At 70.2% G+C, this 25,359-nt stretch carries 21 protein-coding genes and 2 pseudogenes; 12 read left to right on the top strand and 11 right to left on the bottom strand.

Annotated features, from left to right (window positions below):
• Nucleotides 1-6 precede the first annotated feature (6 nt).
• The 7 genes and pseudogenes from ACIRRY_RS40835 to ACIRRY_RS40805 all read right to left on the bottom strand — a co-directional run bounded on the left by ACIRRY_RS40835 (nt 7) and on the right by ACIRRY_RS40805 (nt 6,440).
• Nucleotides 7-648 carry a GPP34 family phosphoprotein gene (locus ACIRRY_RS40835; protein ID WP_403983513.1) on the bottom strand — a complete coding sequence of 214 codons (642 nt, stop codon included), beginning with the start codon at nt 646-648 and terminating at the stop codon, nt 7-9.
• Between the two features lie 114 nt (nt 649-762).
• On the bottom strand, nt 763-1,422 hold the full coding sequence (locus tag ACIRRY_RS40830; protein WP_403983511.1) for a response regulator: 660 nt from the start codon (nt 1,420-1,422) through the stop codon (nt 763-765).
• Entirely contained in the window at nt 1,419-2,618 is a 1,200-nt protein-coding gene (locus ACIRRY_RS40825) for a sensor histidine kinase (RefSeq protein ID WP_403983509.1), read from the bottom strand. The genes ACIRRY_RS40830 and ACIRRY_RS40825 overlap by 4 nt, the downstream gene beginning before the upstream one ends.
• 298 nt (nt 2,619-2,916) lie before the next feature.
• Complete coding sequence (locus tag ACIRRY_RS40820) at nt 2,917-3,279, bottom strand: hypothetical protein (protein ID WP_403983507.1); 363 nt, start codon at nt 3,277-3,279, stop codon at nt 2,917-2,919.
• An 886-nt stretch (nt 3,280-4,165) separates the two neighbouring features.
• Nucleotides 4,166-4,642, bottom strand: a complete 477-nt coding sequence (locus ACIRRY_RS40815; protein ID WP_403983505.1) for a hypothetical protein — start codon at nt 4,640-4,642, stop codon at nt 4,166-4,168.
• Between the two features lie 404 nt (nt 4,643-5,046).
• A pseudogene (locus ACIRRY_RS40810) lies at nt 5,047-5,408 on the bottom strand (transposase); the annotation flags it as partial.
• A 288-nt stretch (nt 5,409-5,696) separates the two neighbouring features.
• Nucleotides 5,697-6,440 (bottom strand): SDR family oxidoreductase, encoded by a 744-nt coding sequence (locus ACIRRY_RS40805; RefSeq protein ID WP_403983503.1) that lies wholly within the window; start codon nt 6,438-6,440, stop codon nt 5,697-5,699.
• A gap of 211 nt (nt 6,441-6,651) precedes the next feature.
• Here ACIRRY_RS40805 and ACIRRY_RS40800 point away from each other — a divergent pair, with 211 nt between their 5' ends.
• Complete coding sequence (locus tag ACIRRY_RS40800) at nt 6,652-7,521, top strand: helix-turn-helix transcriptional regulator (protein WP_403983501.1); 870 nt, start codon at nt 6,652-6,654, stop codon at nt 7,519-7,521.
• Nucleotides 7,522-7,694: 173 nt separating this feature from the next.
• On the opposite strand, the gene ACIRRY_RS40795 is transcribed toward ACIRRY_RS40800, so the two are convergent.
• On the bottom strand, nt 7,695-8,225 hold the full coding sequence (locus ACIRRY_RS40795) for a helix-turn-helix domain-containing protein (RefSeq protein WP_403983499.1): 531 nt from the start codon (nt 8,223-8,225) through the stop codon (nt 7,695-7,697).
• Nucleotides 8,226-8,630: 405 nt separating this feature from the next.
• Between ACIRRY_RS40795 and ACIRRY_RS40790 the strand changes: the two genes are divergently transcribed.
• The 8 genes and pseudogenes from ACIRRY_RS40790 (at nt 8,631) to ACIRRY_RS40755 (ending at nt 16,680) form a co-directional block, all read left to right on the top strand.
• Nucleotides 8,631-9,548, top strand: a complete 918-nt coding sequence (locus ACIRRY_RS40790) for a type II CAAX prenyl endopeptidase Rce1 family protein (RefSeq protein ID WP_403983497.1) — start codon at nt 8,631-8,633, stop codon at nt 9,546-9,548.
• 2 nt (nt 9,549-9,550) lie between these two features.
• Nucleotides 9,551-9,706, top strand: a complete 156-nt coding sequence (locus ACIRRY_RS40785; protein WP_403983495.1) for a hypothetical protein — start codon at nt 9,551-9,553, stop codon at nt 9,704-9,706.
• 211 nt (nt 9,707-9,917) lie between these two features.
• Nucleotides 9,918-10,172 (top strand): hypothetical protein, encoded by a 255-nt coding sequence (locus ACIRRY_RS40780; RefSeq protein WP_403983493.1) that lies wholly within the window; start codon nt 9,918-9,920, stop codon nt 10,170-10,172.
• Between the two features lie 86 nt (nt 10,173-10,258).
• A complete protein-coding gene (locus ACIRRY_RS40775) occupies nt 10,259-11,140 on the top strand; it encodes a helix-turn-helix domain-containing protein (RefSeq protein ID WP_403983491.1) in 882 nt (293 codons plus the stop codon).
• 140 nt (nt 11,141-11,280) lie between these two features.
• Complete coding sequence (locus tag ACIRRY_RS40770) at nt 11,281-12,195, top strand: ABC transporter ATP-binding protein (RefSeq protein WP_403983489.1); 915 nt, start codon at nt 11,281-11,283, stop codon at nt 12,193-12,195.
• Nucleotides 12,196-12,290: 95 nt separating this feature from the next.
• On the top strand, nt 12,291-13,352 hold the full coding sequence (locus ACIRRY_RS40765) for an iron-siderophore ABC transporter substrate-binding protein (RefSeq protein WP_403983487.1): 1,062 nt from the start codon (nt 12,291-12,293) through the stop codon (nt 13,350-13,352).
• 14 nt (nt 13,353-13,366) lie between these two features.
• Nucleotides 13,367-15,487 (top strand): annotated as a pseudogene (locus ACIRRY_RS40760) (iron ABC transporter permease); the annotation flags it as partial.
• A 74-nt stretch (nt 15,488-15,561) separates the two neighbouring features.
• Entirely contained in the window at nt 15,562-16,680 is a 1,119-nt protein-coding gene (locus tag ACIRRY_RS40755) for a peptidase C39 family protein (RefSeq protein ID WP_403983485.1), read from the top strand.
• Nucleotides 16,681-16,806: 126 nt separating this feature from the next.
• Here the strand turns inward: ACIRRY_RS40755 and ACIRRY_RS40750 are convergent, their stop codons facing one another.
• Nucleotides 16,807-20,025 carry an alpha-L-rhamnosidase gene (locus ACIRRY_RS40750; RefSeq protein WP_403983483.1) on the bottom strand — a complete coding sequence of 1,073 codons (3,219 nt, stop codon included), beginning with the start codon at nt 20,023-20,025 and terminating at the stop codon, nt 16,807-16,809.
• 514 nt (nt 20,026-20,539) lie between these two features.
• On the opposite strand from ACIRRY_RS40750, the gene ACIRRY_RS40745 reads away from it, so the two are divergent.
• From ACIRRY_RS40745 to ACIRRY_RS40735, 3 genes are read left to right on the top strand one after another with little or no spacing between them, the layout of a single operon-like run.
• A complete protein-coding gene (locus tag ACIRRY_RS40745; protein ID WP_403983481.1) occupies nt 20,540-22,294 on the top strand; it encodes a diacylglycerol kinase family protein in 1,755 nt (584 codons plus the stop codon).
• A complete protein-coding gene (locus tag ACIRRY_RS40740) occupies nt 22,295-23,248 on the top strand; it encodes a YihY/virulence factor BrkB family protein (RefSeq protein ID WP_403983479.1) in 954 nt (317 codons plus the stop codon).
• 3 nt (nt 23,249-23,251) lie between these two features.
• Nucleotides 23,252-24,070, top strand: a complete 819-nt coding sequence (locus ACIRRY_RS40735; RefSeq protein WP_403983477.1) for a phosphatase PAP2 family protein — start codon at nt 23,252-23,254, stop codon at nt 24,068-24,070.
• A 329-nt stretch (nt 24,071-24,399) separates the two neighbouring features.
• Here the strand turns inward: ACIRRY_RS40735 and ACIRRY_RS40730 are convergent, their stop codons facing one another.
• Nucleotides 24,400-25,191, bottom strand: a complete 792-nt coding sequence (locus ACIRRY_RS40730; RefSeq protein ID WP_403983475.1) for an alpha/beta fold hydrolase — start codon at nt 25,189-25,191, stop codon at nt 24,400-24,402.
• A complete protein-coding gene (locus tag ACIRRY_RS40725; protein WP_403983473.1) occupies nt 25,191-25,349 on the bottom strand; it encodes a hypothetical protein in 159 nt (52 codons plus the stop codon). Before ACIRRY_RS40725 ends, ACIRRY_RS40730 begins: the two co-directional genes overlap by 1 nt.
• Nucleotides 25,350-25,359 lie beyond the last annotated feature (10 nt).

Genomic DNA, 25,359 nt, shown 5'->3' with positions numbered 1-25,359 from the left:
GTTCGGTCAGCTGCCGCCCATGCCGCCCTGCGCGGCGATCATGGTTGTCGGCAGAGTGCGTACGACTTTCTCCAGGCCGGGCGCCAGGGCGGCGAGCGAACCCGTGCAGGCGTCGATACGGGCCCGGAGGGACCTGCGGTCCTGCCGGGACACGACCGAGCGGATGCGGCCCGCCGCGGCCAGCGCCAGCAGTGCGGAGTCGGCGGCGGGGACGTCCCGCACGGGGCCGTTCCCGCGCAGCGCCTCGGACACCCGCGCGCGGACCGCGGCGGGCAGTTCGCCGTCCGTCACGGTCAGCCTCCGGGTGCCGAAGGGAGTACGGGGCGCCTTCGCGGTGAGCACTCCCGCCGCGACGAGCCGGTCCTCCACCTCCGTCAGAGTCCGCTCGCGATGACGGCGCACGAGATGCTTCCAGCCGTGCCCGGCGGACGCGTCGCGCAGCACACCGTCCAGGACCGGGTCACCGGTCGGTTGAGCGCCGGACACGACGACCGTGCCGTCCCCGCCCTCCGTCAGCCGGCCGCGCATCGCGAGGTCGACCAGGGCGGCGGCACGCACCAGCAGCCGGGTACGGGAACGGTCGTAGGGGCCTCCGGCCGCGTCGTCGTGGGCGAGCAGATACAGGAGAGAGGGCAGGTCGTCGATCACACCTCGACGCTACGGCCGGCCGCCCCGGCTGCGGATCGGCCGCGGGAACGGGCGGGCACTGGGAACACAGGGGGAGCGCCGCCCGCTCTCCTCCTTGAGGAGGAGAAGGTGCCGTCAGGGGTGGCGCGGCTGAACGAGGCCGTGGTCGTAGGCGGCGACGACGGCCTGGACGCGGTCGCGCAGGGTCAGTTTGCGCAGCACCGCGGTGACGTGGTTCTTGACCGTGGCCTCTGACAGGCGCAGCCGGTCGGCGATCTCCGCGTTCGACAACGCCTGCCCGATCAGGGTGAGCACCTCCCGCTCGCGGCCGGAGAGAACCTGAAGGGAGGCTGGTGGTGCCGGGTCGGGTGTGGTGCGCAGGAAGCGGTCGAGGACGCGGCTCAGCACGGCCGGCGCCAGCAGCGCGTCACCGCGCGCGGTGAGACGGATCGCGTCGACGAGTTCACCGGGGCGGATGTCCTTCAGCAGGAAGCCGCTCGCCCCGGCCCGCAGGGCGGCGACCACGTGCGCGTCCACGTCCCAGGTCGTCAGCACGAGCACCCGGGCCCGACTGCCCGACCCCGCGATCTGCCGGGTCGCCTCGATGCCGTCCACCAAGGGCATGCGTACGTCCATCAGCACCACGTCGGGCGCAAGGTCCCGCGTCAGCCGTACCGCTTCCCGGCCGTCACCCGCCTCACCGACCACCTCCAGGTCGTCCCGGGCGTCGATGATCATGCGGAATCCGGTACGGACCAGGACCTGGTCGTCGGCCACCACCACACGCAGCGTCATGACACGCGCTCCACCGGCAGCCGCGCCGCCACCTCGAACCCGCCGCCGGGCAGCGGTCCGGCGCGCAGGCTGCCGCCCACGAGCCGCGCCCGCTCCCTCATCCCCACGAGACCGCGTCCCGCACCCTCCGCAACCGAACTCCCTTGTGGTGTACGTCCGTTGTCGACCACGGTGACCTCCACGCACTCCCCTCCGACCGTCACGCGCACGCCCACCTCGTCCGCGCCGACCGCATGGCGCAGCGTGTTGGTGAGGGCCTCCTGGACGATCCGATAGGCCGCCAGATCCACCGTGGTAGGCAGTCCGTCGTAGGTGCCCTCGCAGTGCAGTCGTACGGTCATCCCGGTCGCGCGCACGGTATCGGCCAGCTCGTCGAGGCGGGCGAGCGAGGGCCCCGGCTCCCGGTTCTCGCCCACTCCCTCGTTCGTCCGCTCGTACGCTCCCTCGTCCGCTCCCTCATCGGGTCCGAACGCATTCAGTAGCAGGCGCAGTTCCCCGAGCGCCGAACGGGCACCCGTCTCGATGGCCCGCAGCGCCTGACGGGCATGGTCGGGCCGCCGGGCGAACACATCGTCCGCGGCGCCCGCCTGAATGACCATCACGGACAGCGTGTGCGCCACCACGTCGTGCACCTCGCGCGCGATCCGCGCCCGCTCCTCGACCACGGCCCGGCGCATCTCCGCCGCCGCCCGCGCCCGCTGCGCCCGCCGCCACTGTCCCGCGGTCCACGCGAGGAGCACGGCCAGCAGATAGACCGTCACCCCGGCAGGGCCACCGCCGGCCCCGAACGCCAGCGGCGCGGGCAGACACATCGCGGCGAGCGCCCGTACCGACATCCGCCGCGGCCCGGTGGCCGACAGCACGCACAACGCGACCTGCGCCGCGAGCAGCGCCCCCGTCAGGGACACCTCGGGCAACAAAGCCCACACCGCGAGCCCCGTCGCCGCGGTCGCGGCCAGCACGGCGAGGGGGGCACGCACCTGCCACCTCAGGACGACGACCTGCGCGAGGACCAGGCCCACGGCCAAGGGCAGTCGCCGGCCGTTCCCGGAGCCTGCGACAAGCACCGAGGTACCGAGCACGACGAGCACCAGACCGGCCGACCCCCACCACAGCGCCCGCACCGCCCGCGCCGACAGCTCGACCCGTGCCTCCCCGACGAACGCCTCGTCCGGCTGCCTGCCGCTGCGGTTCACGCCCCGACCCTATCCAGCGAACGGGCCGTCCCCCGTGTCAGGCGTGCCCCTGACGCTGTCCGTTTCCAGGTCGGCCGGGAGCACGGATCCGGCACCGTGGGCCTCGTGCAGTCGGTCACCCTGGATGAAACGGACACGGCCTTGCTGCGCCTGCGACTCGCCGTGAGTTACTGGACGACGCGGATTCGTGTGCCCGGTCCTGCGGGGACTCACGGGGAACAACGCGGAATCGAGGCACCCCGAGCTTCCCGGGCCGCGCGGCCAAGCCCGGACTGACAGGCTGTCACAGGTAGGACTTTCAGCTCTCCCCGTGCCCTGTCGGGATCAAGTGCGGGGCTCGGGCCCCGAGGATGCCGAGAACCTCGTTCATGGCCGGCCCGTGGAGCTCGCAGAGGAAGTCCCGGTCGATTCCGTCCCGGCGGGCCCAGACGCCGGCGAGCGACTCCGCGCACAGCTGGGCCAGCACACTGGTGAAGCCCTCGGCACGGATGGTCCGGATCAGGCCCGACTCGACGAGCGGGCCTGAGAATTCCTCCAGGTACATCGCCGCGTCATACTTTTCGTCCTCGCGCGCCGCCGGGTTGTCGAGGATTCCAATGAGCAGGACCCCCCGTTCCTCGGGCGCGATCTCGGCCCGGCTCTCCAGCGGGGTCTCATCCATGGTGCGGAGGTGCCTCCTTCTGAAGAGCCCGCCCAGCGAGGTTCTTATCTGCACCACGTCCTCGATCCCGTCCATAGTGCGCCGCTGCCGATCCCCAGAGGGCCCGCGTCGGCAAGGCCACTCGCCAGGCCGGCATCGTCGCGGATGGCCGGGAAGGTCCTCTTGCGGCGGCCACACCCTAGCGTGATGTGCCGGAAATCCTGAGGGAGTTGCCGGCGGCCGCAGGCAGGGTGACGGGCGGAATTCGACAGCCGTGGCCAGAGAGAGGTGTTGTGCCAAGGAGCGCCGCAGCGCCGCACGCCGGTCCGGTGGGGTTGCGCGGAGGTCTGGGCCGGCGCGGCCCGGAATGCCTCGTTGAGGACATCGACCTCGCATTCTTCGCCTGATCGGGGCGGTGACGAGGAACCGGCCGCTGAGCGGATCGGTCTGGACGTGCGCGGTGAGGCCGGCCATGAGCGAGGCGACGATCTCGTCCATCGGGGCGGGATCTTCGGTGGCGACGTCGAGGTCGCTGCTGAAGTGTTCGGCCAGGCCGTGGGCCAGCACGGCGTAACCGCCCGTGCGGACCAGAGGATGGGGGAGAGACCAGGCCGAGGATGTCAGCGAGGAGACGCTCGTCGAGCGGGGGAGTCACACGGACGGCATGCCGCCCGCAGTGGTGCGCGGCAGCTCGGGGAAGGCATCCTCCCAGGCTCGCGGATGCAGGGGCTGATCAGGCGATGCGGAGTAGGCGACTGCTCGGTCGGCGACCGATGGCGAAGGAAGGCCGTCGGGGCCCGGCGCAGACCTTCGACCTGAACCGTCCGGTAGAGCGTCATGGGACTTCGGGCGGTCCAGGCCGTCGGGTCTTGCGGTATCAGGAACCAATCACTCACTCACGGCGGGTTCAGCTGAAGACGAAGGGCCCGGGTGTCTGGGCGGCGTTTGACGTACAGGTGACGGAGATGCCGAAGATGACCATCTTCAGTGAGCCCTTGTAGAAGTCGAGGCTGTCGCCGACGGCCACGGTGCCGGGAAGCGGGCCGACGGTGACCGAGCCGCCTGCGGGGATGGCCGGGTTGACGGTGCCGCTGAACACGCGGTTGGCGCCGGTGGAGTTGGTCATGGTGAGCGTGGAGCTGATGGAGTTCGCCGACAGGGCCAGCGGTGTGGTGATGGCGGTGGAGCTGAGGGTGATGGTGGCGGAGGTGCTGCTGACCTGGGTCGCGGTCAGGGTGGCCGTGCCGCCGCCGAAGATGCCGCAGGCGGCGGTGATGGTGGCGGAGCTGGGGGTGACGGCGGCGGATGCGGTGGGTGCGAAGGCCAGCGTCGTGGCGGCGATGGCCGCAGCCGTGACTGCCGCACCTGTGGTCAAGCGTTTCATGGGGATCGTGTTCCCTTCCCGTTGGTGGGAGTGCCATGTGTGGGATGGCGACCCCGGGCCGGGTGGGTGCGGGCACACTGCGGGGGATCGGATCTGACGGTCCGTCGGTTCTTGCGATCCCCATTGATACGCCGGTGACACGGAGCGGCATAGTTGAAATCTGGCCGACTGTGTACGAGGGGCTGAGGATCGGATCAGCGACGTGGGTTGCCCGGCCCGTCAAAGGTGTGCGGGAGGCGCGTACGCGGAGGGATGGTTGCGTGGTCCAGCCGTCTCTGCCGGGTCCGTACGGTCGGTGGAATGACACAGAGCCATGCGGACCCAGCGACGATCACGCCCGAGATGGCCGCTGGGTCCGCACCTGGCAGGTGGATGGAGACCTCGCCTGGCGCTCTGTGGCCCGGGCCACGCCAGTTCTCCAGGCGGTTGATGCAGCGTTCGACGGTGTTGGGTCGCTTGTGGCACTCGCGATCGAAGCCTGCGGTCGTCCGTCCTGGTGGCCCTTGTGTTTGCGGTTGGCAAGCCGGTCGGCGGGGTGTGGGAGCACTGCCCGGATCCCCCGTCCACGTGGATGTACACGGATGGCCCGGGATGAGTAGGCCCGGTCCGCAAGCAGTACACGAGGTCGGGTGTGCGGTCGACCAACCGTCCGGGGCACACGCAGGGCGGCCATGACGCGCTCCAAAGCCGGCGCATCGTTTGCCTGACCTGGTGTGAGGACGAAGCGCTGCGGACGGCAACAACTGTCCGCAGCAAGGTGAATCCTCCATCTGCCGAGTGTCGGCAGTCGGGCACGGCTGTCGACGTCTTCGAGCGGCCTCAGGAGCCGTACGCGAAGCGGCTGTTGGCCGCCGTGCCCCGGAAGGACACCCGGCGCGCCCCAACCACCCACCGGCTCCGGCGCCGTCTCACCGGGAGGAGAGGGCGGTGCCGCAACGTTCACTGATACGAGGCTTCGCGTGGCCGTCGTGGACTGCCTCACCTTCGGCGCGACGATCCTCCGGACCGGCACGGGCTCCTACACGCTCGCCGACACCAGGACTCACCCACTGGATCAGTAGCCGCTGAGCATGGCCAAGACGTTGTCGTATGTGCCGTTCGCCTGGGCGTGGCGCAGGAACTTGACGTTCTCGACGAGGATCTCACTGGCGTCTGGCTGCGAGCGCAGGAGGATCATGACTTCGGAGAGGAATTCCTCCAGAGGCATGGCCTGCTCGCTCTCCTGCTGTCCCATCAAGGCGGTTCGCACGGCCGGCGGCACCAGTTCGACGACCTTGACGGAGGTGCCGGCGAGTTGGACACGCAGGCTCTCGCTGAAGGAGTGGACCGCGGCTTTGGTGGCGTTGTAGGTCGGGGTGAACGGCAGCGGTACGAACGCCAGTCCGGAGCTGACGTTGATGATGACCGCGTCGTCCTTGGCCGTCAGGTGGGGCAGGAAGGCGTTGACCATCCGGATCGGGCCGAGCAGGTTGGTGGTGACGGTGTCCTCGGCGACGCGCAGGGAGTCGGCGTCGAGGAGGGATTCCGGCAGCATGATGCCCGCGTTGTTGACCAGGACGTTCACCTCCGGATGGGTGCTGGTCACCGTCTTGCGGGCATGGGCGATCGACGTGGGGTCGGTGACATCGAGGCCGATCGTCTCGATGCCCGGGTGGTCGGTCGCGATCTGGTCGAGCAGGTCCGCGCGCCGTCCGGTGATGATCACCTTGTTGTCGGCCTCGTGCAGCCGCAGGGCCAGGCCGAGCCCGATGCCCGAAGTGCCGCCCGTGATCAGAATTGTGTTGCCCGTCGTCTTCATGGGGATGATGTCTCCTTTGCCACGGGAGCCGGTGGGCCCCGTGGCCCCTACCTTGCGGGCGCCCGTGGGTGGGCGGGAGAGGAGAGCGTGTCCAGGGACCGGCGATCCCTGCCCGACATCGGACGACGGCCGGCTCAGCCTGCCGAAGGGGGGCGAGCCGCGGATCGGCAGTCCCTGGATGAATGGGCGGGCAGCAGCCACCATGGAGGACATGGACCGAGAAGGACTGGCGGATTTCCTTCGCCGACGGCGTGAGACGCTGCAGCCCGGCGATGTCGGACTGACCGAGGGCTCACGCAGGCGCACCCGGGGACTGCGCCGCGAAGAGATCGCCGCGCTGGCCGGCATGTCCACCGACTACTACGCCCGACTGGAACAGCAGCGCGGCCCGCAGCCTTCCGAGCAGATCGCGACTTCCCTGGCCCGCGCCATGCGCCTGACCCTGGACGAACGCGACCACCTCTTCAGCCTCATCGGGCACGGCGCCCCAGCGCGCTTCCTTCGCTCCGAGCACGTCAGCCCCCCTCTCATGCGGGTCCTGGACCGCCTCGACGACACCCCGGCCCTGGTGCTGTCCGATCTCGCCGACACCCTCGTGCAGAACCCGCTCGCGACCGCGCTGCTCGGCGACCAGACCCGCCACACCGGCCTGGCACGCAGTGCCTACTACCGTTGGTTCACCGACCCGGCCGAGCGGACCCACTATCCGGAAGAGGACCACCCGAAGCAGAGCCGGATCCAGGCAGCCGCCCTGCGGGCCGCGCTGACCGCCGACCACGGCAACCCGAGAGCAGCGCAGATCGTCGCCGAACTACGCGAACGCAGCACTGAGTTCGTCCGTCTGTGGGATCGGCACGAGGTCGCCAAGCGCTTCGAGGACCACAAGACCCTCATTCACCCGGAGCTGGGCCGTATCAACGTCGACTGTCAGATCCTGTTCACCGACAATCGCGCACAGACCCTGCTGGTGATGACCACGCGTCCCGGCACGGAAAGTCACGGAAAGCTCCAGCTACTCTCGGTCATCGGACATCAACAGTTCACAGATGACCCTCCGCCCACGCGGCGTACGGTCACTTGACGCGTCGGCTGTCCTGAAGACGCCAGGGGACTGTTCCATGGATTGCCGCTCGTGGAACACGGCGACGGTCGACACCCTCCAAACCTTTAGGGCGGACCTTCACAACGATCAACGCTGCGGAGCACGCGGCGAATGAGTTCGCGAACGTGTGCCGTCGGCTCGGCGTGCCCCGCTCACGCGGGTTTGTCCGGTACGACGACGAGGCTGATGACACGACGTATGCGGCCGCCGTCCCTGGCACGGCCGACCCGTGCGAGGACCGAGCTCTCGATCTCCTCGACCATCTCCGCGAACTCTTCATCGGTCAGCCATACCGCTGCCTGCCGGTAGACCACGCCGTCCGAGGTGGGATCGGCGTCCTCGTGAGTGAGGTAGCGGTCGAAATCCGCCATCAACGATGCCGCGAACGTGGTGTAGGCCCGCAGATGGTCCTCCCGCGTCATGGACGCTCGCGCGGCGGGGTCGACCACCGCTTCTTCCTTGCACACCCGGTAGCTGCGCTCCACCGTGCCGCGCACCCGCCTCTCGTCCACCACCTCCAGCACGCCCGCTTCGGTCAGTACGGCGATGTGCCGGTACATCGTCGCCGGGGCGATGTCGGGCAGACGCTCACGCAGCTGTGCTGTGGTCAGCGGATCGGCGTCGAACAGCGATTGCAGGATCCGCATCCGGACGGGATGCAGGAGGACGTCCGCGGTTGCCATGGACCAACCTTTCTCGCATACGATAATGTTCTCATAGTTGATAACGATGGGGGTGGGGCATGTGGGACGTCGACATGACAGTCATGCGGGCAGCGGCCCCCACGGGGCGGCTCGCCCAACCGGCGGTGCGCTGCCGTTGCCCCGTGCGTCCGTCGGTGTGCTCCCCTCGCCGACGGCTGCGCCAGTCGGCCGACACCGATCTGTTCGCGCAGGTGACCGACCGCCTCGCCCACCAACTCCAGAATACGACCGGAGGGGATTCGCGCCGCAGAGGGAACGCGCCGACTGGAAGTCGCGCCCGGTCGGCGCGTTTGGTTTCGCGGCTCCGGAATAGCCATCGACCGTATTGTTCCGCACGGACTTCCGAAAATTCTGCGGTCCCATTTTGTGCCCGCTCTCTTCGGAATGAACAATCAATTCCTCCATACGGTACCCATGAAAGGCAAAAGCGTGACAAGCGCAACCACTCTTCACCATAAAAGCAGCCTGGCCGTTTTCGGGGCTGTCACCTTCGCGACGAGTTGGGGTTTCTGGCTCATCGCGATCGTACTCGGCGGATCGGTGAAGAATTCCGCCAGCGTCATTCCCTACGTGCTCGGCGGCTTCGGCCCGGTGTTCGGCGCGATCGCGGTCCGAGTGCGCCGCTCCCGCCTCGGTGAACCCGCTCCTGCCCGTACGGTGAGGCTCCGGCTGAGCGGGCGGCTGTTCTGGGTGCTGCCCCTGCTGGTGATGGCGTCGGCAACGGTGCTGACAGCCGCGCTGCTCGCGGACCGCCTGGGTGGTCCCGCGCTGAGCTTCGCGGAGGGGCGGAGTCTGATGTCGGACGCCGGCGGACCCGTGCCGTTCTTCGTCGGCATGCTGGTCGCCGGTCCGCTGTCCGAGGAGCCCGGTTGGCGCGGTACGGCATATCCACGTCTGCGCGCGTCGTTCGGACGCTTTCAGGCCGGCCTGTTGCTGGGTGTTGTCTGGGCGATATGGCATCTGCCGCTGTTCTTCGTCTCCGGGACCCTCCAGGCGAAATTCGGTCTGATCAGTTGGAACGGTCCGCTCTTCGTGCTCAGCGTCATCCCGATGGCACTGCTGACCGGCTACGCCTACGAGCGCGCCGGGGTCGCAGCGTCGATGGCGGTTCACTTCGGCGTCAACGCGACAATCGCGCTGTTGGACGTCAAGGCGCCCTTGATGCTGGCATGCATCGTGGCGGTGCAGGCCATTGTCGCGATCACCCTGCTCGCCCGGCAGAGCGATCGCCAGGCGGACCTGCCGGTGCACGCGGATCCTCACCTGCACCGGGTCGTCACCGGCAGCACCGAAACTCTGTGACCATGCTCCCGTTCGGCAACTACCGGGCCCTGGCGGAGCAGACGCAGACCCAGACGTATCCCGAGAGCGTCCATACCGCGTCCGCCGCCTTCGCCCCCTTCGGCAACTCGACCACAGCCCGGAGGAGTTGCTCAGCGCTGCGCGCCCTCTGGCCGTAGGCGTACGAGAACAAGGTCGCCAACACCGCGCCCGCCGCTGCCGCAGGAATACGGTCGGTTGATCCCATGTCTGTGCTGTCGCGTTGATCTCTGACCGGCGTCAGGCTTCGGCGCCGTTGCGTGACGTCCGCTTCGTGACGCACTGCCAGCTCGGCAACGCAGCAGCACGGCTTCCAAGATCATGGAGGCCGTGCCTGCCGACGCAAGATCCTTGATCCCGCCTGCCCTCGTCGGACTCCTGACCCGCGTCGACGGCTACACGCCGGCCGGGCTGTGGGCCGCGGGCGACGCTCTCCAGGAGTTGCCCGTACTGACGTTGCACCAGCCCCAGCCCCAGCCCCCGACCCCAGCTCGCGGCGAGGTCGACGACGTGCACAAGGCCCTTCCCATGGCGGTATCCGCGCGGACCCTCTCGACGCCGCGAGCCGTTCTGGAGCGCGGCCGGACCGGCATGCCCACAGGCTGACGTGCCTTCGTGGCCCGTCGTATCGCTTCGCCGATCATGAGATACGGGTTCCTGCCGCCTGAGCGGCCCCCGATAGACTCGTCCGCATGGTCCGGTCGTCCCGTGGTGAAGTGAGCGTCGGGACGTGGCGGCGAGAAGTGAGCACCGTGGTGCATCCTGCCGGGGCGTTCCCAGAGGTGACGGTGGAGCCGTTCGCCATCGCCGCCGGGTTTCACGTGCCCCCGGTCCCCACGGAGTGGGCGCCGCACTCGCATCCCTCGCACGAGCTCGTCTGGGTGCGCGGGGGGACGTTGACGTCCCGGGTGGAGGACCGCGTCTTCACCGTGTTCGCGGGGCAGGGGCTGTGGATGCCCGCCGGAGTGGTGCACGGGGGGCGGGCCACGGCGGGTGCGGAGTTCCATGACGCGTTCTTCGCCCCTGAGCGCACGTCGTTCGCGTTCGCGTCCGGGGAGCCGACGGCGATCGCGATCACGCCGTTGCTGGAGTCGCTGCTGACCCACCTGTACCGCACGGATCTCGACGTGGCGGCCAGGGCGCGGGCGGAGTCCGTCGTGTTCGACGTGATGCAGCCGGCGGAGCGGCAGTTCGCGTTGCAGCTGCCAGGCGACGCTCGGATCGACGCGATCGCCGAGGCCCTGCTGGACGATCCCTCCGACGACCGTTCGCTGGAGGAGTGGGCGCGGTGGCTCGGGGTGAGCGACCGTACGGTCACGCGCGCGTTCCGTACCGCGACGGGTCTGTCCTTCGCGCAGTGGCGGCAGATGCTGAGGGTGCATCAGGCGCTGGCGCTGCTCTCCGAGGGCCTCGACGTGATGACCGTCTCCGAGACACTCGGCTACGCGCAGCCCAGCTCGTTCATCGCCGCCTTCCGCCGGGTCATGGGCACCACCCCGGGCGCGTTCTTCGGCGCGGACGACTCCTTCCGCGAGGGTGTCCGGAATCCCGTATCGCCTGTCGGGAACTCCTGATTGTCGACACGTCGGGCGAACCATAAGCTTCTTGGAGTTAGGTAACCCTTACTTCTTGTCCGGGCCGCGGGCGGTATTTGTCGTGCGCGCCCGGTGGAGGGTGCCGTCGTCCTTGCTCCTCCGACCGTCCGGATCCATCGATGTTCACCAGCCCTTTCCGGCACGCCGATCACTCCGCGGACGAACCCGTCGCGCCGGTCGCCGCCCTCAACGGGCACGACCTGGTGCTGCGCTACGGCGGCGAACCGGTCGTCCACGGCGTATCCATCGCGCTGAAACCCGGCCGCGTCACCGCCCTGGTAGGGCCGAACGGCAGCGGGAAGTCCACACTGCTGCGCGCACTGTCCAGGCTGCACCGGGTGGACAGCGGCCGGGTGACGCTGGGTCCCGGTGCCCCGGATGGGTCCGCCGGCGGACCCGACGACCGTCCCGATGGCGACACCGACAGCCCGCGTGTGCGGGACGCGGCGCTGCTCAGTGCCCGTCAGTTCGCCCGCGAGGTCACGCTGTTCTCCCAGTCGCGGCCCGCGCCCCAGGGGCTGACGGTCGCGGAGGTCGTGGCGTTCGGACGTCACCCCTACCGGCGGAGCTTCGCCGGGCCGACCGCTGAGGATCGCGGCGCCGTCGACCGCGCCATGGGCGTCACCGGCGTACGGGACATGGCCTCCCGGCCGGTCGGTGAGCTCTCCGGCGGCGAGATACAGCGGGTCTGGCTCGCCGCCTGTCTCGCCCAGGACACCGGCGTCGTCCTGCTAGACGAGCCGACCAACCACCTCGACCTGCGCTACCAGATCGAGACGCTCGACCTGGTACGCGATCTCGTCGAGGACCACGGCATCGCGGTCGGCATCGTGCTCCACGACCTCGACCAGGCGTCCCGCGTCGCGGACACGCTGGTCCTGATGAGCGCGGGCCGCGTGCACGCGACGGGTAGACCCGCCGACGTCCTCACCGTGGCGAACATCGGCGAGGTCTACGACATCCGCGTCGAGGTCGGCGTCGACCCGCGCACCGGCCGTCTCCGCATCGACCCGATCGGTCGGCACCCCGCCTGAAGAGGCGCTCCATCCGAAGCGGCACTTCCATCGCCGTGATCACTCGTAGAAGCACCCGCAGGAACATCGCGGGGAAACAAGAAAGAGGCTTGTCCATGAACCGTGCCCACCGTCTGGCGGCGTCGGCCTCCGTGGGGCTCTTCGTCCTCTCGGTGTCGGCGTGCGGCACGACCGACGTCGACAAGGTCGGGGCCGGCAGCAGTGCCAGTGCCTCGCCCGCGTCGAAGAGCTGTGCCGACGACACCACGACCACCTCGACGAAGCCGGTCTCCTTCACGGACGGTGTCGGCCGGAAGGTGACGCTCGCCAAGCCCGCCAAGCGGATCGCCGTCCTGGAGTGGCAGCAGGTCGAGGACGCGCTGACCCTGTGCGTCACCCCCACCGCGGTCTCCGATGCGAAGGGATACGGCACCTACGTCAGCGCCGAGAAGCTGCCCGGCGGGGAGACCGACGTCGGTACCCGCGGCGAGCCCGACCTCGACACCCTCTACGCGACGAAGCCCGACCTCATCGTCGTCGAGGCCTTCAAGGCCGACGACGAAACCCTCGTGAAGCTGGAGAAGCGCGGCGTCCCCGTGCTGGCCACGAAGGGCGCGGACCCGAAGGACCCGCTCGGGAACATGAAGAGCGTGTTCACCATGATCGGCAAGGCGACAGGGCGGACCGAGCGTGCCGACCAGGTGCTCAAGCAGTTCGACCAGCACCTCGCGGAGGCGAAGCAGAAGGTCACCGACTCCGGTCTGCCCACGAAGAAGTTCCTGTTCTTCGACGGATGGCTGGAGAGCGGCAACCTCGTCATCCGCCCCTACAGCACGGGCGCCCTCTTCACTCAGATAGGCGAGGAACTCGGCATGACCCCCGCCTGGACCGACACCATCAACAAGGCCCACGGCGACGGAGGTGTCGATCCTTCCTACGGCCTCGCACAGACCGACGTCGAGGGGCTCACCTCGGTGGGCGACGCCAACCTGTTCTACTCCGCCGACGAGGGAGCCGACGGATATGTCGCCGCGCTGAAGAAGAACCCCCTGTGGAAGAGCATGGCGGCCGTGAAGGAAGGCCGTGCGCACGCGTTCCCGTCCGGGGTGTGGGGCGCGGGCGGCCCGCTCTCCTGCGAGCAGGCCATCGACGCGTACGTCGACGTACTCGACAAGTGAGCACATCGCAGAAATCCCCGGCCCCGGCCTCCTCGACAGCGGGGACGGTGGAGGCACCCCCGGGGAAAGCGCTGCCGCGCGTCGAGCGTGGCGGCGGTCCCACCGGTGCGGCCGTCCTGGCCCTCCTGCTTCTCCTGACCGTTCTGGTGGGCATGTGGCACCTGACGCAGGGGACGTCGGGCGTCGGAGTCGGCGATCTCGTGCGATACCTCGCCGGAGAACGGCAGACCGGCGGCGGAGCGCCGGTCGGTGAGATCCTCACCGGCTCGCGCCTGCCGCGCCTGTTCGCGGGCGTGGCCGTCGGCTTCGCCCTCGGCTCGGCCGGGACGCTGCTGCAGTCCGTCACGCACAACGCGCTCGCCTCGCCCGACACCCTCGCGGTCACGTCCGGGGCCTACTTCACGCTCACGCTCGTGGCGGCCTTCGGTATCTCCGTCCCCCTGTGGGCGTCGGGCGCGGTCGCCTTCGCGGGTGGTCTGGTCGCGGCGGCTCTCGTGTTGCTTCTGGCCGGTCGGGCGGCCGGTACCGCGGGCACCCGCCTCATCCTCGCCGGATCGGCGATGGCGATGGCGCTGGACGCGGTGAGCGGGATGCTCCTCGTCCTGTTCAAGGAGAACACGGTCGGTCTCTTCGCGTGGGGGAGCGGTTCGCTCGCGCAGATGAACATCGACGCGTCGCTGCGTGCGTTCCCCGTCCTTCTCGTGGTGCTGTGCGTCGCACTGGCACTGTCCCGGCGGTTGGACGTGATGAACCTCGGCGACGACACCGCGTCCACCCTCGGTGTGCCAATCCGCGCCACCCGCGTGACGGCCGTGCTGTGCGCGGTGGTGCTGACGGCCACGGCGGTCACCCTCGCGGGCCCGATCTCCTTCGTCGGTCTCGGCGCCCCGGTCCTGGCCCGCATGATCGCGGGGCGGGCCAGGGCGCTGCGCCGGCATCTCCTCCTGGTGCCGGCGGCAGGCCTGCTGGGCGCCTTGCTCGTCCTGCTCGCGGACGCGGTCCTGCGGGCGATTCAGGGTGCGAACGGTGCCGCCTCCATTCCCACGGGCGTGCCGACCGCGCTGCTGGGCTCCGTCGTGATCGTGGTCCTCGCGCTGCGCCTGCGCGACACCGGCGAACTCCGCCGACCGCCTCACGTCCGGGTCGCCGTACGGTCGCGCCGGGGGTTCCTCCTTGTGGTGTGCGGCGCGGCGGCACTGTTGGCCGTGGCGGTCCTGGTGGCGACCCTGGCGGGCGCCATCTGGCTGCGGACGGGCGACATCGGCCTGTGGCTGCGCGGCACGGCCCCGGATCTGATCGGCCAGGCGCTCGACGACCGGGTCCCGCGGGTGACCGCCGCGGTACTCGCCGGCGCGGCGCTGGGACTGGCGGGATGCGTCGTGCAGGGCGCGGTGCGCAACCCGCTCGCGGAACCGGGCGTGCTCGGCATCACGGCGGGCGCCGGACTGGGAGCGGCCGCTGTCGTCACGTCGGGTGTACCCGGCGGCCGGCCGGTGCTCGTCGTGGCCGCTGTCACGGCGGGCCTCGCCACGTTCGCGCTGATCACCCTGCTGTCGTGGCGCGGCGGTTTCCTGCCCGACCGGTTCGTGCTGATCGGCATCGGCTGCGGGTACGGCATCAGTTCCGTCACCACGTTCCTGCTGCTGCGCGCCGATCCGTACAACACGCCCCGGCTCTTCACCTGGCTCTCCGGTACGACCTACGGCCGGGAGTTCCCCGATGTCGTGCCGGTGGCGGTGGCCCTGGTGCTCGCGTTCCCGGTGCTGATGGCGATGCGCGGAAGGCTCGATCTGCTGGCCGTCGACGAGGACACTCCGCGCATCGTCGGGGTCGGGGTCGAGCGCACCCGTTTCGCGGCTCTGGGGATTGCCGCGGTGCTTGCCGCGCTGAGCGTGGTCGCCGTGGGCGTCGTCGGCTTCGTGGGGCTCGTCGCCCCGCATCTCGCCCGGTCACTGGTGGGTGCCCGGCACGGGCGGTCGATCCCGGTCGCGATGCTGCTGGGCGGAGTGCTGGTGTGCGTGGCCGACGCCCTGGGGCGCACGGTGGTGGCACCGGCCCAGGTGCCGGCGGGCCTCATGATCGCGCTCGTGGGCGGCCCGTACTTCATCTGGGTGCTCCGGAAATCCCGCGTATGACAACGAGGGGGGCGCCTTTTTTCCTGCCCCCGTTCCCCGCCCTGTTTCCCGTCCTCGCCCTCAGGAGCACCGGAATGCCGTCGTCCCAGCAGGAAGCGTCCGTCGGGCGTGTCGTCGTCCCGTTCGAACGGGAGGCCGTGCCGACTGCGCTGCGGCGGCTCGCGCACCACGAGGTACTGGAGCGCTGGCAGGCGGTCGACCGTACGGCCCACGGGGTTCACCTCGTTGCCGTTGCGGGTGACGGCGGCGGGGACGATGCGGACTGGACGGGGGCCGCGCTGGTCACCGCACGTCCGCACACGGCCTACCTGAAGATCGTCGACGCCCTCGGCGACGTACAGGCGGCCGTCGCGGCCGTCGTCGGTCACGCGCGCGAGCGGGGACTCGTGCAGGTCAAGTGGGAAGGCTGGACGGCACGTTCCGAGGATGCCGCTGACGCCGGATTCACCGTGTTGCGCCCGCCGGCCACCGACAACACTGGGCCCGCGTCGGCGTATGTCCGCTGGCTGCACGCCGGCGAGACGGTGCCCGAGCCGCCGTACTACGGGCAGACCACACACTTCTCGTGCGGCGCGGTGACCGCGCTGGTCGCGCAGGCGCACGCGGGGACGCTGCCGGTGGAGTCGCTGGACCGCCGGGCGGAGTTGACGCTGTGGCGTGAGGCGACCAACTTCCCCTCGTGCGAGCCCGTCGGACTGGGCGTCGCCGTGCGCCGGACCTGGCCGTCGTCCTCCGTGACGGTCCACCTCGATGTGGACCGGCCCGTCCTGCTCGACCACTTTCCGGAGACCGAGCAGGAGTGGCGGGCCCACCTCCAGCGCATGTCCCGTGCGGACGCGGCACGGATCGGTGTGCCGGTCGAACCGCACCGGCTGCTCCCGGCCGGGATCCGCGGCGCGGTCGGGCGACGGGAACAGGTGCTGCTGCTGATCTCGCTCGCCGGGATGCAGGGGTTCGACGTACCGCACTGGGTGCTCTGCCACGGCATCGTGCCGGGCGCCGTCGTCGTCGAGGATCCGTGGCACGGCACGGCGACGGGAGACACCTGGGTCGACGCCCACCTGCTGCCCGTCCCCGACGAGTCCCTCGACACGATGGCGGCCGTACCGCCGGACCACTTCCACGGTGCTGTGCTCATCGGTGCCCGTCCGGCGGCCCGTACCGCCTTCCTTTCCGATTCGGCCGGCGCGTAGGACCAGGTACCGCGGTCGGACACATCGTGGGTGCCTTCACCGTGTACGACGCGCGGCTCCTTGACGAGCCCGCCGCAGGCGGACACACGGGTGCTGTGTCCGCCTGCGGGTCCGGAGGACCGACCGTCAGGCGGTGAACCGGTGTGTGCCGGAACCGACTTGGTAGACCGAGGCGCCGTCCTCCTGGCGCAGGAACGTCCCGTGAGTGTGTCCGACCGCGTCCGGACCGGTCGCGGGCACCCATACCTCCGCGGTCGTGTTGGGCGGCACCACGCAGGTCAGGGCGAAGCGGCCGGATCGTACCCGCCACCGGGTGGAGACAGGGCCGTAGACGGACGTGAAGTCGGCGCGGGCGGAGGTGACGGCCCCGCCGGGGCGGGGGCGGATGACGATCTCGCGGTAGCCGGGCCGGCCCGGCGAGATACCGGCGATGTTCGTGTACATCCATTCGCCCACCGAGCCGTAGGCGTAGTGGTTGAAGGAGTTCATGCCGGCGTCCTGGAAGCTGCCGTCGGGCCGGATGGAGTCCCAGCGTTCCCACATCGTGGTGGAGCCCCGGTCGATCTGGTAGCCCCAGCTGGGGAAGGAGCGCTGCTGGAGGAGGCGGTAGGCGACGTCGGTGTGGCCCGTGTCGGTCAGGACGGGCAGCAGTCGGGGCGTGCCGAGGAAACCGGTCGACAGGTGCCAGTCCTTGGCCTCGATGAGAGCGACGAGACGGTCGGCCGCGGCCGTTCGTGACGCGTCCGGCAGCAGGTTCATCGACAGGGCCAGGACGTAGGCCGTCTGTGTGTCGCCCCTGACCCTGCCGTCGGAGGTGACGTAGGCCTGCTGGAAGGCTGTCCGTATCCGTTCGAAGAGGTCGAGGTAGGGGGTGGCGTCCTTGCCCAGTTCCCCGGCCATCCGGGCCGCGAGGTCGGCGCTGTGCGCGAAGTACGCGGTGGCGATGACGTCCTTGGGGGTCTCGTCCCCGACGTTCAGCCAGTCGCCGAATCCCTGGTCCGGGCGCAGCAGTCGGTCGCTGTTCTTCTCCAGGTACGCCAGCCAGGCCTGGACGGACGGCCAGGCGTCCGCCAGGACTTGGCGGTCACCGTATGCCTGGTAGAGGGACCAGGGGACCGTGACCCCCGCGTCGCCCCAGCCGGCCGTGCCGTTGCCGATCGTGCCGACGACGGGTGCCACGTCCGTGAACGCGCCCTCCGCGGTCCGGGAGTCCCGGAGGTCGACGAGCCACTTGGACAGGAAGCGGGCCGACTCCATCGTGTAAGCGGCCGTGGGCGCGAAGACGTTGATGTCGCCCGTCCATCCCAGGCGTTCGTCGCGCGCGGGTGTATCGGTCGGAACGGAGAGGAAGTTGCCGCGCTGGCCCCAAGTGATGTTGTGGTGAAGCTGGTTGAGCATCGGTACGTCGGTCTCGAAGTCGAGGGTGAAGGGGGCGGAGGTATGCATGACGCGCCCGGTGACGGCCTTGGCGGTGGGAGTGCCCGGGAAACCGGTCACCTCGACGTAGCGGAACCCGTGGAAGGTGAAACGAGGTTCGTAGACCTCCTCCCCGTGTCCCTTGAGGGTGTACGTGTCGGTGGCCGCCGCGGTCCGCAGGTTCGCGGTGTAGACGGTGCCGTCGGGGTTGAGCACCTCGGCGTGTCTGAGCCGGACGGTCGTCCCCGCGTCGCCCGACACACGCAGCCGCACCGAGCCGACCATGTTCTGGCCCAGGTCGAACACGTGGACGCCGGGCTTGGGTTGGGTGATCGCCTTCGGCGTTAACTCCCGTTCCACCCGCACCGGACCGTCCACCTGCGCGACGATCAGGCCGGGACCGATGTCGCCGACGCCACCCATGCCCCGTACGCCGAGCCAGCCGGTGTCGTCGAAGCCGGGGGAGGCCCAGCCGGGGGTCTCCTTGCGGGCGTCGTACGTCTCGCCGTTGAGCAGATCGGCGGCGACGATTGGCCCCGCGGCGGCCCGCCAGTCGGTGTCCGACGTGATGCGTTCGCTCGTCCCGTCGGTGTACTCCACGTCCAACTGGGCCAGGAGCGCCGGGTGTTGGCCGTACTGGCCGGGCCCGAACATGCCGACGTTGCCGGCGTACCAGCCCGGTGCCAGGTAGACCCCGATGGCGTTGGCGCCGGGCCGTAGCAGCGTGGTGACGTCGTACGTCTGGTACTGGACGCGCGTTCTGTAGTCCGTCCAGCCGGGAGCGAGGTGGTCCCGGCCCACCTGGCTGCCGTTGAGGTGGGCTTCGTACAGGCCGAGCGCCGTGGTGTACAGGCGGGCCCGTGACACCTTCCTGCGCGGGAGCCGGAATGCGCGCCGGACCTGGGTGACGGCGTACGACACCGGGACGACCCGTCCCCACGGTCCGCCGCCCCACGCGGCAGCCACCCTGGCATCCCGCCAGCCGGCGTCGTCGAAGTCCAACTCGCGCCAGTCCGTCGGGGGTTGCTGGTCCGTGGTCTTCCAGGAGGCGTCGGTGAACACCTTCCGCTCACCGGAAGCCGTGGCGACCACGAGGACGGCGACGAGTCCCGCCGGGCCCTCCGTCGCGTTGGTGGCAGACACGGCGATAACGTTGTCACCCGCCCGTACACGGTCCAGTACGTCGATCACCGCAGGGCGCTTCCAGTCCTCGTTGTCCGTGTCGAGGTCGGTGTGGCCCACCTCGATTCCGTTCACGGAGACGGCGTACACGTTGTCCGCGGTGATGGCGAGCGTGGCCGACGTGATTGCGTCGGGCAGTTGGGCGGTACGGCGGAACCAACGGGTGGCCGCCGGAACGCTGTTGGTCGGATCGCCCTCGGGGAACCAGATCCAGGAACCGCCCTCGAAGGACGGCGCGTCCGCGAGGCCCGCCGGCGCGGAGATCCAGCCCGCGCTCCACTGACCGGCATCCATCAACCCGGTCTCCCACCATGAGGGCGCGCTCCAGGCGGAGACCTGTCCGTCCCCGTCCCAGACGCGTACTGACCAGTGGTAGCGCGTCCGAGGCTTGAGTCCGGGACCTCCGTACGACACGAGGACGGACTCGCCGGACGTGACCTTCCCGCTGTCCCAGACGTCCGGTCGGGACAGGCCCGACACGGTGCCGGCCACGCGGATCTGGTAGGCGCTCTGGCGCACATCCACCCCGTCCGAGGCCAACGGCCAGCTCAGCCGGGGGCGTTGCGCGTCGATCCCCAGCGGGTTCTGGACGTACTCCACGGTCGGCGCCGTGACGCGCAGGCCGTCGCGCCGGGTCTTCGCCCGCGCCTGTCCGGATGCCGACGCGGCCATCGCCGGCGCACCGTCGACCGTTGCCGCCGCGACCGTGACGACCGCGCCCGCGAGAATGTTCCTCCTGCTGATCACTACGACTCCTCACTCGTACAAAGAATTGAATCGATTCAAATCGGAGGGGCGTGGGTAACGTAGAGCTCAGTGGGGCGGGGGTCAATCGTTCTGCGGTTCTTTTCGGTGGGAGGGGCCGGCGGAAGCCGACGGCGGCGCGCGGCGGTCGGCCTCCAGGTCGTTCACGCACAACTCGCCCTCCGGCGCAGGCTCTTGGCGGACGTCGGAGCCCAAGGCCGCAGCGCTGTGTTGGACCTGGGCCACCCCGCCCAGAATCCGCAGGCGTGCGGGAAGGACGTCCCCTGGTCGCAGGACGAGCTGTTGGCGAGCTGGACGTTGGTGACTGGTAACTGGCGGCCGACAGGACCGGGGCGATGGGTACTCGGCCTCTGTCTGATGCTGAAGTTCTTCGAGATCGGGATTCCCACGTGAAGGAGGTGTCTGCGCCTCGGCTTTGGGGGCAGACGGCGATGGATCGGGTGTGAACGTCACCCGGTCGTGGACCGCCGCGAGGCGCCGACCCGTGGGAGCGCCGATGTCGACCGCAGTGCCGGGAAGAGCAGTGGGAGCGACCGGGGAAGAACCTGACGCGGTCCGGCCGGGCCGTTCGCCTGTTCTGCCCCGCGGTACCGGGAGCACCGCGGCGCGCATCGGCGTACTGACCGTCTGTCAGGCCGCTCTGCTGGTGGGCTTCGGGCTCCTGATCACCGGCCCCGCCCGGAACATGTGGCCGCTGACGGTCGAGGACCACGTCAACGAGGGGTTGGAGCGGATCCGTACGGGCCCGCTCACCGCCCTGTCGTACGTCGGTTCGGAGGCGGGCAACACCCTCACGGTGATCGCCGTCACCTTGGTGAGCTGCGTGGCGCTGCTGCTCGTACCCCGGCTGCCGATGTGGCGTCAGGCGGTCTTCCTCGCCGTCGCCGTCTCGCTCCAGGCACTGGTGTTCCTGGCCGTCACCGAGTCGGTGGACCGGACGCGCCCGCACGTGCACCGCCTCGACGCCTCCCCGCCCACGTCCAGTTACACCTCCGGCCACACCGGCGCGGCCACCGTGCTCTACGCCGGACTTGCGGTTCTCGTGCTGTCCCGGGTGCGCAGGCCGTGGCGGTGGCCGCTGGCCGGGCTGCTGTTCCTCGTGCCGCTGGCCGTCGGTCTCTCGCGTCTCTACCGGGGAATGCATCACCCCACGGATGTGATCGGCGGACTGGCCAACGGTGCCTTGTCCCTGCTGATCGTCGGCCGTGCGCTGTTCACCGACGGGTCCGTGGTCGCCGTCCCCTCGCCGCGCACCGGGCGCGCCGACGCGGAAGCCGAGGCCGAGGTCGAGGAGCGCGAGCCCGGCAGCACCGCCGTGATCTTCAACCCCACGGTGACCGGCGAGGCGGACCGGGCGAAACTGCGCCGCATCCTCGAACAACACGGCCACCGCGCACCGGAGTTCATCGAGACCACCGCTGATGACCCCGGCACCGGCCAGGCGGCCGGCGCGGTCCGTGCCGGAGCGCGACTGGTCGTGGTCTGCGGGGGCGACGGAACCGTCAGGGCCGCTGCCGACGCCCTGGCCGGCACCGGCGTACCGCTCGTCGTGGTGCCCTGCGGCACCGGCAACCTGCTGGCCCGCAACCTCGGCCTGCCGCTCACCCCCTCCGGCGCACTCGACGCCGCGCTGTCCGGCACCCCGCACCGCCTCGACCTCGGCCGCATCGAGGGCGACGGCCTCGCCGCCACCCACTTCGCCGCGATGTCAGGGGCCGGGCTCGACGCCGCGATGCTGGAACACACCGACGCCCGCGCCAAGTCCGCCGTCGGCTGGCTCGCCTACGTGCTCGCCACTTTCGGCACGCTGCGCACACCCCGTATGCGGCTGACGGTCCGTCTCGACGACGGTCCCGTCCTGCACCGCACGGCCCGCATGGTGCTCTTCGCCAACGTGGGCACCGTGCAGGGCGGTCTCACGCTCCTCCCGGCGGCCCGCCCCGACGACGGACTGCTCGATCTGCTGATCCTGGACCCGCGCGGCCCCGGCGGCTGGATGAGCGCCTTGGTCACTCTGCTACGCGGCCGCGGGCGCAGCGCGCGGCCCACGACCCTGGACACCCTCGTCCCCGACGGCACCGGCACGAAGGGCGTGGCGGTGGAGTTCCGCACCTTCCGGCGGGCCGAACTCACCTTCGCCGTACCGCAGTCGCGTGAACTCGACGGTGACCCGGTGTCCCACGGCAGGCGTCTCACCGCCGAGGTCAGCCCCGGCGCGCTGACCGTGCTGCTGCCCACCCGGGAGAAGTGAATGGGTACCGCCACCAAGGTCCCCGAGACCCGTGACATGACCGGCGACGACCTCGCGGCCGACGAGGCGCTGGCGTCGCTGCGCCGCTACGGCCGCTGGCCGCTGCTGCGTGACTCGTTCGTCCGGTTCCGCTACGCCGACGGCTTCAGCCACTCGCGTGCGCTCGCCCTGCAGACGGTGCTGGCGGTGATCCCGCTGGTCATCGCCTTCGTCGGACTGTCCACCGCGCTGCACACGGAGAACATCGGCAGACTCGCCGAACTGACCATCCACCGCATCGCGCAGGGCCCCAGCGCCGACGTCGTCGACGACGCCCTGGACCGCGGCCGCCACAGCGCGGGCGACGGCGACCAGATCGCCCTCTGGTTCGGCCTGCTCTTCTCCCTGGTCAACGTCACCACCGCGATGTGCCAGATCGAACGCGGGGCCAACCGGATCTACGGCAACGAACGCGACCGCCCCTTCCGCCAGAAGTATCTGCGCGGTCTGGTGATGTCGCTGAGCGCGGGGATCCCGCTCGGCCTCGGCTTCGTCGTGATGGTGGCGGGCGGCGACCTGGCCGCCGCGGCGGCGACGGTGTACCACCTCGACGGTGACGCCAGGACCGCCTGGGAGATCCTGCGCTGGCCCTTCGGCCTGCTGCTCGCCCTCCTCTCGGCCAGCGCGATCTTCCGCCGGTCCCCCCGGCGCCGCCAGCCCGGTTACACCTGGCTGGCCTTCGGCGCCGCCGTGTACCTCGTGCTGTGGACGGCCCTGACCTGGCTGCTGAGTCTGTACCTGAACTTCAGCGGATCCTTCGACGCGGTCTACGGCCCGCTCAGCGCCTTCATGTCCCTGTTGCTCTGGGCCTACCTGACCTCCATCGCCCTCTTCCTGGGCCTGTCCTTCGCCGCCCAACTGGAGGCGGCGCGGGCGCTGCGGCCCGGTCCGGTCACTGCCGACCCGGGAGTGTGAGTGATGGTCCGTGCCACGGCTCAGCGCCTTCGCGACCTCCGCCGTCGTCACGCCGACCGGAGATTCGGCGTCCACCTGCTCGGTTCGGCCACGGTCGCTGCCGTGGCCGCCGTCCCGTTCGGACTGCTGCTCGTCCTGGTCGAGGGACACTGGCAGCCGCTGCGTCGGCTCGACGCGGGCGCCGCACGGCAGTTGAACGAGACGGCCCTCCAACACCCGGCGTGGACGCACGTGTTGCGGTTCCTGTCCGACCGGGTGTGGGACCCGGTCACCCTTCGCACGGCCGTAGCGCTGCTGACCGTATGGCTGTTGTACCGCCGGGCCTGGCGCCTCGCCATCTGGTCCGCCGTGACGGCCACGGTCGGTGGACTCATCGGGCTGCTGGTGAAAGTGGTGGTTGAGCGGGCGAGGCCGTCCTTGGAGGATCCGGTCGCGCACGCACCGGGATTCTCCTTCCCGTCGGGTCACACGATGACCGCGACGACGTCCTTCGCGATTCTGCTGCTGGTCCTGTTGCCCGTGGTGCCGCGTGCTCTGCGTGCGCTGTGCTGGTGCGTCTCGGTCGTGTCCGTCCTGGGCGTCGGTTTCACCCGGATCGCGCTCGGTGTCCATTGGTTCAGTGATGTGGTGGGTGGTTGGCTCCTGGGTCTCGCGGTCGTCGCGCTCACCAGCTGGGCTTTTGAGGCCTGGCGCGTTGACGTGGGCCGTGGACGTGCCGGGTTGAGCGGGGGGTTGGAGCCTGAGCTTGTCGGCGTCCGGCCCGAAGCCGGTCCCGCTGGGCGGAGCGGTCACGACGGAGGTTCGGCCGAAGTCCTGGAGTAGGCCTCCGCCGTCAGTGGGCCGCAGCCGGGAGGCGGCGATCGGGCCGGCGCATGGCGAAGTCGTCGAGGACGCGTCACGACGCGGAACGCAGACCGCGGTTCCGGCGCTGGTGCAGCGCACGGCCAGGTCGCTGCCGGTCCGGTCGGGTGTCTGCTCGACCGAGGGGAAACCACCCGCTCGCGGAATCGTCGCCCCCTGCGACGGCCGACGCGCCCGACCTGCTTGCCCGGATGCCGAGTTCAGGTGGCCATGGCCGGGCTGGATGTTCGCCACCATGGCGGAGCATCGTCCGCGGCGGTCGCTGAGACGTCGCCGTCTCCTCGGGCCCGTCAGCGCGCGGCACGCTTGATGAGGTCGGCCGTTGCGGCAGGCTGCGAGATCATCGCGACGTGCGAGGTGCTGACCTCCCGGACCTGCGCACCTGCTCGCTGTGCCATGAAGCGCTGCGCCGTGGCCGGCAGCACCCGGTCGTCGCGGGCCACGAGATACCAGGACGGGGTCCGCCAAGCCGGGGCGCCGGACGGCTCGCCCAGGGTACGAGTGTCGGCCGGTCGCTGGCCGGCCCACATCAGCTCGGTGGTCCTCCGCGGCACGTCGGCCGCGAAGACGTCCCGGAAGGCTTCCTTCTTGATGTAGCCGTCGACGAGACCGTCACCGTAGGGACGGAAGTCCAGTGCTGCCTCGTTCAGGAGGCTTCCCGGGTACTGGGTTTGCAGGCCCAGCAGCGTTTCGCCGTGATCCGGCATGAACGCCGCCACGTAGACCAGCGCCGTCACATGGGGGTTGCCGGTCGCTGCGTTCGTGATGACCATCCCGCCGTACGAGTGCGCCACGAGCACCACCGGCCCCTCAAGGGTGGCCAGGACGTCGGCCAGGTATGCGGAGTCCGTGGACACGCTGCGCAAGGGGTTCGCCGGTGCGATGACGGGGTAGCCGTCACGGACGAGCCGGTGGGCGACGTCGTTCCAGCCGGAGGCGTCGGCGAACGCGCCATGCACGAGCACGACGGTCGGGTTGGGACCCTTCGCCGGGGTTTGGGCCTGCGCAGCTGGTGCGCTGAGCACGCTGCCGGTCGCGATCGCGGCGGATCCGGCCAGCAACGTACGGCGAGAAGTCGTCATCACACCACGCCTTTCAGGGAGTTGTCCTCCGAGGTGACGAGGCGTGAGCGTAGAGCCGGGTACTTGACGTCCTGTGGACGGTGCCGGGCCGGGCGCCGGGCGGTGCGTCCACGAACGGTCCAGTCCTCGTCCAGGGTGCGGATGCCACGGGCCGCCATGAGCCGGGAG

The organism is Streptomyces sp. NPDC101776 (assembly GCF_044766845.1).
In the GTDB taxonomy this organism is placed as follows: Bacteria; Actinomycetota; Actinomycetes; order Streptomycetales; family Streptomycetaceae; genus Streptomyces.
This window is presented reverse-complemented; position numbering and strand designations above follow the sequence as displayed.

What these genes read in the sequence shown, in the direction of transcription:
- ACIRRY_RS40830 (WP_403983511.1), bottom strand. Translation starts at nt 1,422, where the DNA reads ATGACGCTGCGTGTGGTGGTGGCCGACGACCAGGTCCTGGTCCGTACC.
- ACIRRY_RS40820 (WP_403983507.1), bottom strand. Translation starts at nt 3,279, where the DNA reads ATGGATGAGACCCCGCTGGAGAGCCGGGCCGAGATCGCGCCCGAGGAA.
- ACIRRY_RS40815 (WP_403983505.1), bottom strand. Translation starts at nt 4,642, where the DNA reads ATGAAACGCTTGACCACAGGTGCGGCAGTCACGGCTGCGGCCATCGCC.
- ACIRRY_RS40805 (WP_403983503.1), bottom strand. Translation starts at nt 6,440, where the DNA reads ATGAAGACGACGGGCAACACAATTCTGATCACGGGCGGCACTTCGGGC.
- ACIRRY_RS40800 (WP_403983501.1), top strand. Translation starts at nt 6,652, where the DNA reads ATGGACCGAGAAGGACTGGCGGATTTCCTTCGCCGACGGCGTGAGACG.
- ACIRRY_RS40795 (WP_403983499.1), bottom strand. Translation starts at nt 8,225, where the DNA reads ATGGCAACCGCGGACGTCCTCCTGCATCCCGTCCGGATGCGGATCCTG.
- ACIRRY_RS40790 (WP_403983497.1), top strand. Translation starts at nt 8,631, where the DNA reads ATGAACAATCAATTCCTCCATACGGTACCCATGAAAGGCAAAAGCGTG.
- ACIRRY_RS40785 (WP_403983495.1), top strand. Translation starts at nt 9,551, where the DNA reads ATGCTCCCGTTCGGCAACTACCGGGCCCTGGCGGAGCAGACGCAGACC.
- ACIRRY_RS40775 (WP_403983491.1), top strand. Translation starts at nt 10,259, where the DNA reads ATGGTCCGGTCGTCCCGTGGTGAAGTGAGCGTCGGGACGTGGCGGCGA.
- ACIRRY_RS40770 (WP_403983489.1), top strand. Translation starts at nt 11,281, where the DNA reads ATGTTCACCAGCCCTTTCCGGCACGCCGATCACTCCGCGGACGAACCC.
- ACIRRY_RS40765 (WP_403983487.1), top strand. Translation starts at nt 12,291, where the DNA reads ATGAACCGTGCCCACCGTCTGGCGGCGTCGGCCTCCGTGGGGCTCTTC.
- ACIRRY_RS40755 (WP_403983485.1), top strand. Translation starts at nt 15,562, where the DNA reads ATGCCGTCGTCCCAGCAGGAAGCGTCCGTCGGGCGTGTCGTCGTCCCG.
- ACIRRY_RS40745 (WP_403983481.1), top strand. Translation starts at nt 20,540, where the DNA reads ATGTCGACCGCAGTGCCGGGAAGAGCAGTGGGAGCGACCGGGGAAGAA.
- ACIRRY_RS40740 (WP_403983479.1), top strand. Translation starts at nt 22,295, where the DNA reads ATGGGTACCGCCACCAAGGTCCCCGAGACCCGTGACATGACCGGCGAC.
- ACIRRY_RS40735 (WP_403983477.1), top strand. Translation starts at nt 23,252, where the DNA reads ATGGTCCGTGCCACGGCTCAGCGCCTTCGCGACCTCCGCCGTCGTCAC.
- ACIRRY_RS40730 (WP_403983475.1), bottom strand. Translation starts at nt 25,191, where the DNA reads ATGACGACTTCTCGCCGTACGTTGCTGGCCGGATCCGCCGCGATCGCG.
- ACIRRY_RS40725 (WP_403983473.1), bottom strand. Translation starts at nt 25,349, where the DNA reads ATGGCGGCCCGTGGCATCCGCACCCTGGACGAGGACTGGACCGTTCGT.